Source organism: Marinovum sp. J2-8 (assembly GCF_055808435.1).
Genome location: NZ_JBVVRZ010000004.1, coordinates 119753 through 133989, shown reverse-complemented (window position 1 = coordinate 133989; position 14237 = coordinate 119753). Strand labels below are relative to the sequence as shown.

14 protein-coding genes and 1 pseudogene are annotated in these 14237 nt (G+C 61.2%); 8 read left to right on the top strand and 7 right to left on the bottom strand.

The annotated features are described in order from the left end of the window. The first annotated feature begins 98 nt into the window (after nt 1-98). The gene (locus tag AC0L4F_RS13590) at nt 99-1025 is read left to right on the top strand and encodes a LysR family transcriptional regulator (protein WP_244689100.1); all 927 of its coding nucleotides are present in this window, start codon (nt 99-101) and stop codon (nt 1023-1025) included. Nucleotides 1026-1114: 89 nt separating this feature from the next. On the opposite strand, the gene AC0L4F_RS13585 is transcribed toward AC0L4F_RS13590, so the two are convergent. From AC0L4F_RS13585 to AC0L4F_RS13575, 3 genes are all read right to left on the bottom strand, one after another. Then, a complete protein-coding gene (locus AC0L4F_RS13585; protein WP_244689098.1) occupies nt 1115-1846 on the bottom strand; it encodes an SDR family NAD(P)-dependent oxidoreductase in 732 nt (243 codons plus the stop codon). A gap of 9 nt (nt 1847-1855) precedes the next feature. Continuing rightward, nucleotides 1856-2383: a 2,4'-dihydroxyacetophenone dioxygenase family protein gene (locus tag AC0L4F_RS13580; protein WP_244689096.1), complete on the bottom strand. Its 528-nt coding sequence runs from the start codon at nt 2381-2383 to the stop codon at nt 1856-1858. Nucleotides 2384-2474: 91 nt separating this feature from the next. After that, nucleotides 2475-2825 carry an amidohydrolase family protein gene (locus tag AC0L4F_RS13575; protein WP_244689094.1) on the bottom strand — a complete coding sequence of 117 codons (351 nt, stop codon included), beginning with the start codon at nt 2823-2825 and terminating at the stop codon, nt 2475-2477. 20 nt (nt 2826-2845) lie between these two features. Here AC0L4F_RS13575 and AC0L4F_RS13570 point away from each other — a divergent pair, with 20 nt between their 5' ends. Then, entirely contained in the window at nt 2846-3301 is a 456-nt protein-coding gene (locus AC0L4F_RS13570) for a hypothetical protein (RefSeq protein WP_244689091.1), read from the top strand. 99 nt (nt 3302-3400) lie between these two features. Here the strand turns inward: AC0L4F_RS13570 and cueR are convergent. The 3 genes and pseudogenes from cueR to AC0L4F_RS13555 form a co-directional block, all read right to left on the bottom strand. After that, nucleotides 3401-3784, bottom strand: a pseudogene (gene cueR / locus AC0L4F_RS13565) (Cu(I)-responsive transcriptional regulator); the annotation flags it as partial. Between the two features lie 12 nt (nt 3785-3796). Beyond that, nucleotides 3797-6316, bottom strand: coding sequence for a heavy metal translocating P-type ATPase (locus tag AC0L4F_RS13560; RefSeq protein ID WP_244689089.1), 2520 nt, complete (start codon nt 6314-6316; stop codon nt 3797-3799). A gap of 204 nt (nt 6317-6520) precedes the next feature. Continuing rightward, nucleotides 6521-7654 (bottom strand): S1C family serine protease, encoded by a 1134-nt coding sequence (locus AC0L4F_RS13555; RefSeq protein ID WP_244689087.1) that lies wholly within the window; start codon nt 7652-7654, stop codon nt 6521-6523. Nucleotides 7655-7852: 198 nt separating this feature from the next. Between AC0L4F_RS13555 and AC0L4F_RS13550 the strand changes: the two genes are divergently transcribed. From AC0L4F_RS13550 to AC0L4F_RS13525, 6 genes are all read left to right on the top strand, one after another. Then, nucleotides 7853-8071 carry a hypothetical protein gene (locus tag AC0L4F_RS13550; protein ID WP_244689085.1) on the top strand — a complete coding sequence of 73 codons (219 nt, stop codon included), beginning with the start codon at nt 7853-7855 and terminating at the stop codon, nt 8069-8071. A 250-nt stretch (nt 8072-8321) separates the two neighbouring features. Next, a complete protein-coding gene (locus AC0L4F_RS13545) occupies nt 8322-8690 on the top strand; it encodes a hypothetical protein (RefSeq protein ID WP_244689083.1) in 369 nt (122 codons plus the stop codon). 76 nt (nt 8691-8766) lie between these two features. Beyond that, nucleotides 8767-9438, top strand: a complete 672-nt coding sequence (locus tag AC0L4F_RS13540; protein ID WP_244689081.1) for a winged helix-turn-helix domain-containing protein — start codon at nt 8767-8769, stop codon at nt 9436-9438. A gap of 3 nt (nt 9439-9441) precedes the next feature. Then, complete coding sequence (locus tag AC0L4F_RS13535; RefSeq protein ID WP_244689079.1) at nt 9442-10836, top strand: sensor histidine kinase; 1395 nt, start codon at nt 9442-9444, stop codon at nt 10834-10836. Nucleotides 10837-10998: 162 nt separating this feature from the next. Further along, on the top strand, nt 10999-11670 hold the full coding sequence (locus AC0L4F_RS13530; protein WP_244689722.1) for a winged helix-turn-helix domain-containing protein: 672 nt from the start codon (nt 10999-11001) through the stop codon (nt 11668-11670). Next, nucleotides 11663-13030, top strand: coding sequence for a HAMP domain-containing sensor histidine kinase (locus AC0L4F_RS13525; protein ID WP_244689077.1), 1368 nt, complete (start codon nt 11663-11665; stop codon nt 13028-13030). The genes AC0L4F_RS13530 and AC0L4F_RS13525 overlap by 8 nt, the downstream gene beginning before the upstream one ends. Here the strand turns inward: AC0L4F_RS13525 and AC0L4F_RS13520 are convergent. Then, nucleotides 12999-14102: a metallophosphoesterase family protein gene (locus tag AC0L4F_RS13520; RefSeq protein WP_244689074.1), complete on the bottom strand. Its 1104-nt coding sequence runs from the start codon at nt 14100-14102 to the stop codon at nt 12999-13001. The genes AC0L4F_RS13525 and AC0L4F_RS13520 overlap by 32 nt on opposite strands. Nucleotides 14103-14237 lie beyond the last annotated feature (135 nt).

Here is a 14237-nt window from a genome sequence, read left to right as displayed (position 1 = left end):
GGCTCCCAATTGCTTCGGTCGCCGAAAATATGGACTGAATCCGGCTTGTAAATCCGATAAGTTGGGATAGGCATATAACAAAAAGGAAACTCCTCATCGTGACGAAGCCCAGCAAAAGCCTGCGCCAGCTGTCTCTCAGGCATCTCTCTTTGATCTCTGCCATCGACGACACTGGCTCGCTCAAGCAGGCGGCAGACAAGATCGGGATGAGCCAACCGCGCGCCACCAAAGCCCTGCAAGAGGCCGAAGAGACCTCCGGGCATATGTTGTTTCACAGGTCGAACCGGGGACTTAAATCCACAGTCGCCGGTGATATGGCAATCCGACATGCCAAGAACGTGCTGGCGCAAATGCGCAGCATGGAACGGGAATTCCGCAGTTTGTCTTCTGGATCAGGCGTGCGTTTGCGCGTCGGCACAATCATGGGCGCGGTGCCATATGTATCGGAGACGCTTCAACGGTATTTGCAGACCTATCCGCAATCGACCGTTGAAATACAGGAAGACACCAGTGCCGCCTTGCTGCGCCAATTGGATCTGGGCGCATTGGATGTTGTAATTGGTCGCCACCTTTTCGGCGAAAACCCGGACGATTACGTCGCCACGCCCTTTCATGATGAAATTCTGCGTGTCGTCACCAGCCCGGACAACCCGTTGATACGAAAGTCACGAGTCGCGCTGGAGGATTTGTCCGAAGCGCGCTGGATCGTGTACACGGAAGGCATGCCCATGCGGCTGTCGCTCGAACGAGAATACCGGACAGCGGGATTGCCTCTGCCGACATCCTTGATCGAAACACAGTCCGTCCTGACGACAATTTCACTGATGCGCGGCGATCCACATGCGGTTGCGCTTCTGTCCGGGGATGTCGCAGAGTTCTTTTCCAATGCATCGCTTGTTGTCCCGATGAGCGTTCATTTGCGGACGAAAAGCGAACCTTATGAGGCTATCGTCCTGAAAGGTCGGGACCGGACAGAGCATGTGCAAAAGTTCCTCGACGATCTGATTTCCTGGGCTTCAAACTAGCTGTCGCGCGGCCCCAATTTGGGAAGTGATGCTGTAATCGTCCCGGCGGCACACCTCGGCAGTTTCAGCCCGGCCCATAAACTCAGTTGTTAGGTGACAAGGTATCCTCCGTCGATTGGAAGTACCGTACCGGTAATATACTGGGCAATCGGAGAAGACAGAAAGACGGCACCACCAGCAATGTCTTCTGGCGTACCCCAACGGTTCAAGGGCGTTCGGTCCAAAATGGCCTTGCTTCGAATTTCATCAGCTTGAAGCGCCGCCGTCAGAGGGGTCGCAATCCATCCCGGCGCAATGGCGTTCACCCGGATCCCATCGGGGGCATAGGCGATGGCAAGCGATTTGGTCAGCTGGGCAATCCCACCTTTGGATGCAGAATATGCAGGAACCAATCCCCCGCCAAAAAACGACAACATCGAAGCCATGTTCACAATGGTTCCTTTCGATGTTTTCAGAAGGTCACGGGCGGCGGCGCAAACGCGCATTGTGCCCGTGAGGTTGATATCCACCACATCGGCAAAGACCTCGGGTTGGTGCTCATCATTGCGGCGAATAATACCGGCACAGTTCACCACATGGTCCAGACGCCCGAACGACCCTATCAACGCCTTCACTTGCCCGTCGTCGCGCACATCCAGTTGCCGCACATCAAACGCAGGGTGTTTGCCCTGCGCCGTGTCTACTTCGCCCTCGGTCGCCCCCGTGACGGTCACGCGCGCACCCGCCTGTGCAAAGGCCTGCGCGATCCCCTCACCGATGCCGGATGTGGCACCGGTGACAAGGACATTGGCATCTTCAAAACACTTATCTGGCCAGATCATCTCAGCACCCTAACGAATGAATTGATCAACATAATCCCCGCCGAGGCCAACCGCCTCATAGTGTTTGCGGCAAAGATCTATTTTGGTGAAGACATCTTCATATCCGATGCCTTTGCCCCAGGGATCAACGTAGTACATCACGCCCTGAACCTGAAACAGTGTGATCATTTCCTCCACATCGTCAGGCACAATCAACGTGTGCGTCTCGCCGGGAGGTTCGTAGACAAACCCGCCTTCGCGCGCTTCCCAGTCGTGCTCAAGATAGTGCCAACGGCCCTTGAGAACCCAACCATGTACCGCTTGTGGGTGGCGGTGGCGCGACAGAACGCCGGATTTGCGCACGCGCAGCAGGTTCATCCAATACCCCTGGCTGCGGTTAAGGATCAGCGGCCTGAAAGAGACGTTCTCGGCTTGTGGAACCCAGACACGCTCATCTTCGGGAATGCCATCAGGGATGACGATATCGGGCAGACATTCCGCCGGATTGTCGTACTGATAGGGCATCCGTGGGTCGGTTCCTGTATCTTCGATCGGCATTTGATTTCTTTCATTTTGGTGCCAAACCCTGTCTCACTGCAGGCTCTGGCGTTTTGAAGTATTCCGAACTGGGTTGGCTGGATGTGCGGCGTCAGCCCCGCGTCACACCCAGTCGATAAACACGGTCAGCAGTCCCGATAAACAGATCGTTTTGCTCGTCGACAGAGAGGTCCGCCACGGCCGCCTCATAGGCCGCGTAATAGGCATCAAAGCTGTTGTAGGCCTTGTCGACGGGGAAGTTGCTGGCAAACATGGTACGGTTTGGGCCAAAGATTTCAATGATGTCGCGCACCATTGATCCCATGGATTGCGGCGTCCAATTCCAGTCGGTTTGCCCCAATCCCGAAGCCTTGATCGTCACGTTTTCGTTTTCGGCAAGCGTGCGAAGACCAGAGCGCCAAAAGGCAAGCCCCTCTGTTTGCTCCTTCGAAAGGCTGAGCAAACTGAACATCAGAACGCGGGATGGTTCGGGGAGCAGGTCACGAGGATTATGTCGCCGAGAAGCTGGCCTATCTTCAGGGGCGCGATGGGGTGAAAAGCCCGGTGCGGTATCTGAGCGCGGCGCTGCGTGATGATTACAAGGGGGAGGTCGCGGCGGAGCCATCGCCAGAGGCGGTCGAGGCCGCCGAGGTGCGCAAGGCACAGGCCGAGGCAAACAGCCGGGAAGAGGAGGCGCGCGAGGCCGAGATGGACCGTGCCCGCCGTTTGCGGGCCGGGCGTTTGGGGCGTATCCGCGAATTGGTGGCGGCACGCACACCGACGCAACGCGACGCGGACAAGCGGCTGTTCCTCGCGCGGTTGGACGATGACGTCGAGCGCGAGGAATTCATGCGACTGGGCTGGGGATCGGCCCTGTCGGTGGGCGCGATGGTCGCCTTTTGGGAAGAGTTGGTGCCGGGGGCGTTCGAGGAGGTCTGATCAGCCGCGCTGGCCAATCCGCCGTTGTCCCGGGCGCTGCCCCGGATGTTGTTCCGAAGTTTGCTTGGTGGATGTCTCTGGCTGCGGGGCATTTTTCGACGCTTTTGCAAGGTCCGCGAGGATCGGGCAATCGGGGCGGTGGTCGCCGGCGCAGGCATGTACCAGATGGGCGAGGGTGGCGCGCATTTCCCCGAGCTCTGCAATCTTTTCGTCGATCCGCTCCAGGTGATGCTCTGCAATATCCTTGACCTCGGCGCTGGCGCGGTGGTCGTCCTCGTACAGCGCCATGAGGTTGCGGCAATCCTCGATCGAAAAGCCAAGCGCGCGGGCGCGGCCCAGGAACGCCAGCTTGTGCGCATCGCTTTCGCGGAAGCTGCGATAGCCGTTGGCGCTGCGCAGGGGTTTCACCAGCCCGATGTCTTCGTAATAGCGGATGGTTTTGGCGGGCAGGCCGGACAGGGCGGCCACATCTCCGATATTCATGGGGTATCCTCCTTATTCAGCGGCGAGTGGGGTGGGGGAGGGCGTTTGGCCCTTGGCGGGACGTGGCGCGCAGGCCTCGTCCATGACGGGGCGCAGGCGGCGCAATCTCAGGGCATTGGTCAGAACGAAGACCGAGCTGAGCGCCATGGCCCCCGCCGCCAGAACCGGCGACAGAAGCAGGCCAAAGGCGGGATAGAGCACGCCCGCCGCCACCGGGATCAGCGCGACGTTGTAGCCGAAGGCCCAGAACAGGTTCTGGCGGATGTTGGCCATGGTCCGGCGAGAGACGTCGAAGGCGTTGACCACGCCGCGCAGGTCGCCCGACATCAGCACCACATCGGCGGATTCGATGGCGACATCGGTGCCGGTGCCGATGGCAATGCCGACATCGGCATGGGCCAGCGCGGGGGCGTCGTTGATGCCATCACCGACAAAGGCGATCTGTTGGCCGGTGCCGCGCAGCTCGTCCAGCGCCGCGACCTTGCCATCGGGCAGAACGCCGGCGATGACGTGGTCGATCCCGGTTTCGCGGGCAATGGCCAGCGCGGTTTCGCGTTTGTCGCCGGTGATCATCGCCACCTTCAGGCCAAGGTCATGCAGTGCAGAGATCGCCGCCGCGCTGGCCGGTTTCACTGGATCGGCGACGCCGATCACCGCCGCGACCCTGCCGTCGATGGCGGCGAAAAGCGCGGTGCGGCCTTGTTCGGCAAGGCGGCGTTCGGCATCGGCCAGCGGCGTGATGTCGAGCCCCTCGCGGGTCATGAGGCGGTCGGCGCCGACCAGCACGTCACGCCCGGCCACCTTGGCCCGGACGCCGTAGCCGGTGATCGAGGAGAAGTCGTCGACGTCGTGGCGCGGCGAGCCTTCGGACTTGGCGGCGCGGACAATGGCCTCGGCGATGGGATGTTCCGACAGCGCCTCGACCGCCGCCACCAGCGCCAGCACATCGGCCCGGTCGAAACCTTCGGTCAGCACAAGGTCGGTCAATTCGGGGCGGCCTTCGGTCACGGTGCCGGTTTTATCCAGCGCGACCACATCGACCGAGGTCAGCTGTTGCAGTGCATCGCCCTTGCGGAACAGCACGCCCATTTCGGCGGCACGCCCGGTGCCGACCATGATCGAGGTCGGCGTGGCCAGCCCCATCGCACAGGGGCAGGCGATGATCAGCACCGATACCCCCGCGACCAGCGCATGGGACAGTGTGGGCGCGGGGCCAACCACGAGCCAGACCAGCACGGTCAGCGCGGCCAAGGCCATGACGGCGGGCACAAACCACAGGGTGATCCGGTCCACCATGCCTTGGATCGGCAGTTTCGCGCCCTGGGCCTGTTCGACCATGCGGATGATCTGGGCCAGCGTGGTGTCGGCGCCAACGCGTGTCGCGCGGAACTGGAAACTGCCGGTGCCGTTGACGGTGCCGCCGGTGACCGGATCGCCGGTGGTCTTGGCGACGGGAACGGGCTCGCCGGTGATCATGCTTTCGTCGACATGGGCGTTGCCCTGGGTCACCTCGCCGTCGACGGCAATGCGTTCACCGGGCCGGACAATCAGGATGTCGCCCGCGCCGATGCGGTCGATGGGCACCTCCTGCGGCTCGCCATCGACCATGATATGCGCGGTGCGGGCCTGTAGACCCAAAAGTTTCTGGATCGCCGCCCCGGTGCGGCCCTTGGCACGGGCCTCCATCCAGCGGCCGAGCAGGATCAGCACGACGATCACCGCCGCCGCTTCGAAATAGACGGCGCGAGAGGCTTCGGGCAGCAGGCCGGGCGCAAAGAGCGCGGTCAGAGAAAACAGATAGGCCGCCCCGGTGCCGACAGCCACGAGGCTGTTCATGTCGGGCGCGCCTTTTATCAGGGCGGGAAAACCCTTGGTGTAAAAGTGCCGCCCGGGCCAGAACAGTACCACGGTGGTCAGGACGAACTGGATCAGCCAGCTGGTGTGATGGCCGATGGTGCGCCCGATCAATTCATGCACGCCCGGCACCACATGGGCGCCCATTTCCAACAGGAACACCGGCAGGGCCAGCGCCGCCGCAAAGGCGGTCTTGCGCGCCAGATCGCGCGCCTCGCCTTCTTTGCGGGCGCCGGGGTCTTCGGTTGTTGTCGCATCGACGGGGTCCGCCGGGTATCCGGCATCGGCCGCAGCCTTTAACAGGTCGGCCAGAGTCACCATGCCCTCGGCATAGGTGACGGTCGCGGTTTCCGAGGCGAGGTTGACATTGACCTCGGTCACGCCGGGCAGGGCCGCCAGCGCCTTGTCAACGCGCCCGACGCAAGAGGCACAGGACATCGAGGCGATGTTCAACCGGAGGCTTGTGGTGCGCGCCGGATAGCCCGCGCGGTCCAGCGCTGCGATCACCTCGGGGATGCGGGCGTCTGTATCCACACGCGCCTGCGCCGTTTCGGATGCAAGGTTGACGCTGACCTCTTCGACGCCGGGCAAAGCCGCCAGCGCACGTTCGACCCGACCAACGCAGGATGCGCAGGACATGTTTTGGACGGAAACCCGCAGTTCTGATGAGGTGGACATGATATCTCCTTCGTCGCTGGGAAGGTATCTAATGGTTCCACTCACTGGAAGGTCAATAGTGTTGCGGGATTATTTACGGCGTGCCCTTGGCCCGGGTGGGGCATCGGCATGGCGGGGGGCAGTTGTCGCAAAAATTCAACCTGCCCCGGTGTGAATGGCACCGGGGCAGGCGATTGTTGTGTGTGCGACGCGGCAAGGCAGGTGTCAGGCGTCCTGCGCCGTGGCGCGATTGGCCAGGGTGACATCCAGCGTCAGGTGTTCGCCCTTGCGCAGAACCTCGATCTTTGAGGCCGTGTCCGGGGCGGTGTTCGCAACCGAGCGGGTCAGGTCGCGGGCGTCTTCGATCCTGGTGCCATCGAAGGTGAGCACAATGTCACCGGATTTCAGGCCGGCTTTCTGCGCCGGGGTGCCCTCCATGACCTTGTCGATCATCGTGCCCTGACCGGGTTTCAGCCCGAGGACCGATGCGACCTCTTCGCTTACCGGTTTGATCTGGACCCCCAGCCAACCGCGATCAATCTGGCCGTCGTCCTTGAGGTCGGCAACGATGGTGGACACCTGATCCGAAGGCACGGCAAAGCCGATCCCGGCGTTCGCGCCATTGGGTGAAAAGATCGCGGTGTTGACGCCGATCACCTCGCCCTTGTTGTTGAACAGCGGGCCGCCGGAATTGCCACGGTTGATGGCGGCGTCGGTCTGGATGAAGGAATCGAAGGGGCCGGATTGAATATCGCGATCCTTGGCCGAGACAATGCCGGTCGTGACCGTGCCGCCCAGCCCGAATGGGTTGCCCATGGCGATCACCTCGTCGCCGACGCGCATCGCATCGGACGAGCCAAACGCCACGGTCGGCAGGTCCGAGCCTTCGATGTCGAGCAGGGCGATGTCGGTCAGAGGATCGGCGCCGATGACCGTGGCGTCATATTCCGTGCCATCCGCGAATTTGACGGTGACGGTGGTCGCGCCATCAATCACGTGGTTGTTGGTGACGATCAACCCGTCGTCCGAGATGATGAAGCCAGAGCCGAGCCCCTGACGGTCGGGTCTGTTCGGCACCTGTGGCATCTGGGGCATGGCATCGCCAAAGCGGCGCTGGAATTCCTTGAAGAATTCATCGTTGGGCATGCCGCGTTCTGCGCTGGCGGGGGTGGCCTTGGTGGTGACTTCGACAAGGACGACAGCGGGGCTGAATTGTTCGATCAGGTCGGCATAGCCGCCTGCGGGAACGGCAAGCGCGGCAGAGGGCGCCAGTGCGACAAGCCCGGTCGAGGCGACAGTGGCCGCAAGCAAGGCAGCGGTCAGCGGGGTACGGCGTTTCGGGGCGTGTTGGTGTGACATGAGGGGAACTCCATGTTCATGCGGTGTGGAGCAGATATCGGAACCGAGGATGAACACGAGGTCGCAGGAACTATACAGATTTGTAATCCGGGGGCTGCTGCATGAAACCGGCGCATAACATCGTTGTAATGTCAGCGTCAGGTCATCGCCGATGTCCGGCCCCATATTCCTGTCACAAGGAACAAGGAGATCTGACATATGCAACGTATCAAATCAGTTTTGGCAAGCGCGCTTCTGGCCGTGATGGTGTTCGCCGGGTTCGGCTTTGGGATCATGGCGGTTGGTTTCGCCATTTTGCTGGGGGGTGTTTTTGCGCTGGCCTTGCGTCTGGCGGGGCCGGGGATCATCGCGGCGGCGGAAAAACGCGCCAAGGCGGCGCAGAGTGAACGCTTTGAGGACCGGCCTGTCACGGCCTGAGCCACATATTCTGACGACAAGCAGACGGCGGGGGCATCCCCGCCGTTGTGCGTTTTACTGCCCGGTTTTGCTTTTGTCGCTGACGCAAATCGCCCCGTCAGCATCGTGGTTTGAACGGCGGTTCAGGGTTTCGCGGCGCCATATCCAGACCTAACAGAGATGTAATGCACCGGTCAGTCGCCCGGCATTCGGAGACCTTAGATCAATGTCATCGGGCGGGATGGTCCCGCCCAACACCAAGGAGATGACCATGAAACGCAATAAGATCGCAGGCGCTGCTACCTCTGGCCTTGTCGGCCTGTTTGTCCTGACCGGCACGCTGGCCTATGCCGCGACAGGGTCGGACGCCAGATCGGCGCAAGAACTGCAACAGTTCCTGACCGCCCATCCCGAAGTGGCCGCCGTGGTGGCGGACGTCGAAACCAAGACCGGCGGCACGGTCACAGAGGCCGAATTCGATGACGATACCCCGGGCAATGGCATTGTGGAATTCGAGGTCATGATGGCCGATGGGTCCGAGCAGGAGGTGCTCTTTACGTTGGCAGATGGGTCGATGGCGGTCGAGGTCGATGAAGACGGCGACGGTGATGGCGATATGGACGGCGACGACGACAAGTAAGTCGCAAAGTTCTGAGATCCATGGCAAAAGACCGGTGGCCCCCTTGTGGGTCCATCGGCATGTGACGGAGCAAGAGATGAAGATCCTGGTGATCGAGGACGACAAGACAACCGGCACCTACATCGCGGATGGGCTGCGGGAAGAAGGCCATGTTGTCGACCTTTTGGAGAACGGGCGCGAGGCGCTCTTGCAGGCCAGCACCACCGATTATGACATCCTGATCGTCGACCGGATGTTGCCCGGTCTTGACGGGATGGCGCTGGTCAAAACCCTGCGGGGGGCCAAAAACCAGACGCCGGTGCTGTTTCTGACATCGCTTGGCGGGGTCGATGACCGGATCGAGGGGCTGAACGCCGGGGGCGATGATTATCTGGTGAAACCCTTTGCCTTTGGTGAGCTTTCGGCGCGTGTTGCGGCGCTGGCGCGGCGACCGCGCGCCACGCAGGAGGATACTGTCCTGCGCGCTGGCGATCTGGAAATGGACCTTGTTCGGCGCAAGGTGACGCGCGCGGGGCAGGTCATCGACCTTCTGCCGCGGGAATTCGCGCTTCTGGAACATCTTTTGCGCCGCAAGGGCCGGGTGCAGACCCGCACCATGCTGCTGGAGGCGGTGTGGGACATCAGTTTCGACCCCCAGACAAATGTGGTCGAAACCCATATCAGCAGGCTGCGCGCCAAGGTCGACAAACCCTTTGACCGGGACTTGATCGAAACCGTGCGCGGGTCGGGCTATCGGATCGAGGCCTGAGCGATGGGCACCGCACGCGACATCTGGACATCGACGCCGCTGCGCCAATCGCTGGCCATGGCGGCGCTTTTTGCATTGGTCAGCCTTGTCAGTCTGACGGCGACTTATGCGCTTGTCCGCGACAATTCCGAACAATCGCTTCGGGCGACGCTTCAGCAGGAGATGGCGGGGTTCAAATCCCTGCCCAATGCGGCGGCGGTGCTGACCTTTGTGCGGTCGCAGTCGCGCACAGCCTCGCCCGAGGATCGCATTCTGAGCTATGTTCTGCCCGGCGGGCTTCATGTTGGCAATGCGGCGCTGATTTCCACGAAGAACGGATTTGCGGTCGTGTCCTTTGATCGCGATGACGAAGATATTGATGGCAATTACTTTGCGCTGAGCGCGGCGGTGCATGGCGGGCAGCTGACCATCGCCGTCAGCGCCGAACCGTTGGAGGACATCCAGGAGGCGTTTCTGGCGGTGTTCCTGTTCAGCCTGATCCCGACGACGCTTATTGTGGTCGGCGGTGGCATTCTGCTGGCGCGACGCACGGTCAGCCGGCTTGACCGGATTGATGACACGCTTGAACGGCTGACAACCGGCGATTACGCCGCCCGCGTTGCACCGATGGCGGGGCGGGCCGACGATCTGACGCAGATCGGGGCCCGGATCGACAAGATGGCGACGGTGCAGGAACAACAGATTTCGGCGCTGAAACAGGTGTCTGCCGACATCGCCCATGATCTGAAGACCCCGATTCAGCGGGTTTCGGTCCTGCTGAACCAGTTGCAGGACAAGGCCGGAGAGGACGGTGCAATCGCCGATCTGGTGGCGCGGGCCAATATCGAAACCGATGGCATCGTAAAGACGTTTCAGGCGCTGTTGCAAATCGCCCAGATCGAAGGCGGTTCGCCAAAGAAGCGGTTTGAAAGGGTCGATGTTGCGGCGCTGGCGCGTACCTTCTGTGAGGTTTACGAACCTTCGGCCGAGGAAACCGGTCATGCGCTGATCTGTGACGCGCCAGAGCGGGCGGCATATGTGCGGGGCGATAAATCGCTTCTGGGGCAGGTCTTTGCCAATCTGATTGAAAACGCCCTGCGCCATACGCCGGAAGGGGCGGCAATCACCGTCAGCGTCGCGACCGGTGGCGGAACCGTCCGTATTCTGGCCAGCGACACCGGCCCCGGCATTCCCGAGGATGAGCGGGAGAATGTGCTGCGCCGTCTTTACCGGCTGGAGCACAGCCGCACCACACCGGGGAACGGATTGGGGCTGAGCCTTGTGGCGGCAATCGTCGAGATGCACGACGGCGCATTGGCGCTTGAGGACAACAATCCGGGCTTGCGGGTCAGGATCACTTTCCCGGCGGCGGGAGGGGCGGATGTGGTCCCGGCCAGAAACGTCCCGTCAAAGCGATAAACCGCACCGGCCAGCGCCGTCCATTTTCCCCCGGATAAACCGAAATTGGGGCGCTGCGCCTGACCTCTGGGTTGGCGGCGGTATACGGATTGGTAATCTGACGACCGTGGCGCACCGCAGGCTTTCCCGGTAACATCGGCGCAGCAAACAATGGTGGACATGATGCGCGTGCTGATCGTTGAGGACGACCAGGAAACAGCTGACTATATCTGCACGGGTCTGGCCGAACTTGGCCATGTGTTTGAACATGCGGCCGATGGCAAGACCGGATTTCTGAGCGCGCTCGACAGCGAATTTGACGTCATGATCATCGACAGGATGTTGCCGGGGCTTAACGGGTTGTCGCTTGTCAAATCCATCCGTGGCGAAGGTGTCGGGACGCCGGTTTTGTTTCTTAGCGCGATGGACGGCATCAACGACCGGGTTGACGGTCTGGAGGCCGGGGCGGATGATTACCTGGTCAAACCCTTTGCCTTTTCCGAGCTTTCCGCCCGTCTTACCGCATTGGCGCGCCGCCCCCCGATGCAGACCGAGGAAACCAGGTTGCAGCTTGCCGATCTGGAGGTCGACCTGATCCGGCATTTGGTGACACGGGCCGGGGGGGCGATACAGGTGCAACCCCGCGAATTCCGGCTGCTGGTCTATCTCATGCGCAATGCCGACAGGGTGGTCACGCGCACGATGCTGCTTGAGGGGGTCTGGGATTTCCATTTTGACCCAAGGACCAATGTCGTAGAATCCCATATCAGCCGCCTCAGGAACAAAGTCGACAAACCCTTTGACCGGCCCCTGATCCACACGGTGCGCGGCGCGGGATATTCCATGCATGTTTAAACTTGGCCGGATGTCGCGGCGGCTGTCGCTTCAGTTTGCATTTCTTTATTCCCTGCTGTCCGCCCTTGTCTTTGTCGGGGCCTATTGGTTCACCAATTACGAGGTGCGTGACTGGCTGCACGATCAGATGGATTCGGACCGGGGGAACCTGTCAGAGGTTCTGAGGGAGGAAGGTGTCGACGCATTGGCGCTGAGCATTGATGTGCTGACGCGGGTGAATTTCGAAAATGCGCGTATCTTTCAGCTTGCCGATGCTGATGGCAGGGTTCTGGCGGGCAACATCCGGCGCGTCACGGGCCGGATCGAAAATGGCTATTTCCCGGTCGAGAACCTGGAGATCGACGGCGAACACGGCGATGAAATTTCCGGCTATTGGATCACCTCTGGCCCGATCGGGCCTTATGTGTTGTTGCAGGGGACCGGCAACCACGTCATTGCCGAGGTCCTGGAGGCATTGGCGATTTCACTGGTCTCCGGGTTCATCCTGATCATGGTGCTGGGGTCTTTTGTTGGTGTTTGGGTTGGGCGGCTGACCGGATCACGCATTGAGGTCATCTCGGGCACGATGGAGGTCTTTTCCAGAGGCGAGCTGACCGCGCGTATCCCGAATGGCGACGAGGGTGGCGACGATCTGTCGGTTGTTGCGACCCGCATCAATCGGATGCTGGGGCGGCTGGAAAACCTGATCGAAAGCCAGGTGCAGATTACCAATGACATCGCTCACGACCTTCGGACGCCGCTGCAACGGCTTCGGCAACGGTTGGAACGAATGGCGACACGGGACCGGGTTGATCCCAATGATGCGCATGTGGCACTGGAACAGGCCGAAGACATCATCAATACGTTCAATGCTCTGTTGCGCATCGCCCAGATAGAGGCGGGCGACCGCCGGGAACGGTTCCGGGCAACCGATCTGAACGACCTTGCGGTTAACGTCTTTGACGCCTTCGAACCCAGCGCCGAGCAGAACGGGCAGCAGCTTCGGGTGACGACCTTTGGCCAACCTGTGACGATGCTGGCCGATCCTGACCTGTTGATGCAGCTTATATCCAATCTGACCGAAAATGCCTTGCGCCACACGCCAAAGGACACGGTCATCGAAATCGCCGTGTCGCGGATCGACGGCGCGCCGGTTCTGACGGTGTCGGACAATGGTCCGGGATTGCGCCCCGAGGATCGTGAAAAGGTGTTTCGCCGCTTTTATCGTGGCGAGAAAAGCCGAACCACGGGCGGAAATGGCTTGGGGTTGAGCCTGTGCAAGGCGATTGCCGAACTGCACCACGCAACCATCCATTTGTCTGATCGTGATCCCGGTCTGCGGGTCGAGATCAATTTTGCGAAAGCGTCGCCGCCGGTATGACCGGCGGTTTCAGGGCAGAGAGCGTTTTTGTTGCGCGCGCCGGGGTGCGGCGGCAGGGCAAGGCCCCGGACCCCGGAATGATCCTGTTTTCGCCAAGATAAGACCAGCCAACGGCATCGCTGGAAAAATCCAGCTTCAGGACACCGGGGGTATCGGTGATCAACTCAGCCGTTCGTTCATTGGCGACAACGGGTTTGCCGGACACCTTGCCCCCGGCGCCTGCGACAAAGATGGTGGTGCCATCGGTCGCGGGGGTGCCCCCTGCATCCAGCGGTTTCGTGTGTTCGAGAAAGTGGTTGTGCCCATTCAGGACAAAGACCGCGCCCGCGTCGGCCAGCCTGGCAAACAGCTGTTTCGCGGCCTCGGACCCGCCCCGCGCGACGGCGGAATATGCCGGCCTGTGGAACATGGCGCCAATGCATGCGTCCGGGTGTGCGGCCAGAACATCCGCCAGCCAGACGGCCTGATCAGAACCGTCCGAGGCATCTGTTTCGCTGTTGAGTGACAGGATGATCCAGCTGCCGGCGCGAAGGGCATAATAGCCGTTTCGATCCGGGCCGGCGCGCTCTGCCCAATAGTCGAAGTAGCCGAATGCACCGGGCGAGCGATATTCGTGATTGCCGGGGGTTGGCCAGGTGCGCGCCTTTGCCCTTCCCCAGAACGGATCATAACAATCCTGAAAGGCGAGGGGTTCGCCCCGGTTATAGGCCAGATCCCCAAGCGCGAGAACACCCAGGTCCGGGTGCTGGTCCAGGATCGACGTTGTGACAACCATGCCTTTGTTGGGGGGGAGCGGCGTGTTTTTCAGGCCCATGGCCAAGCTGATGTTTCTACGCAGCCTGTCGATGCCATCGACATCGCATGACGCAATATCACCTGCGGCCAGGAGTGAAAATTCTTCGCCCACGCGCAGGTCGTGAATGCGGGACCGATCGAACAGCCGCGGGCTGTCGGAACCGAGCGCGCGGGTCGCCAGCGATGCGGTCAGGAACCAGGCCGTTCCATCCGAAGCCGCAAATATGGCAAACGCGACTGCGATCAGCGCGAGACAGCTTTGGAATTTTGTCAGCATGGCCACTCCTTTTGAAGGTGGAGTAACCAGATCGCGGTCGCGCGCAGGTTGGCCAAAGGTTACGAATTCGTAACCTCTGGCATGTGACCGGACGGGGGACAGGGCGGGGGACAGGGCCTTGGCCCGACCGGCGCG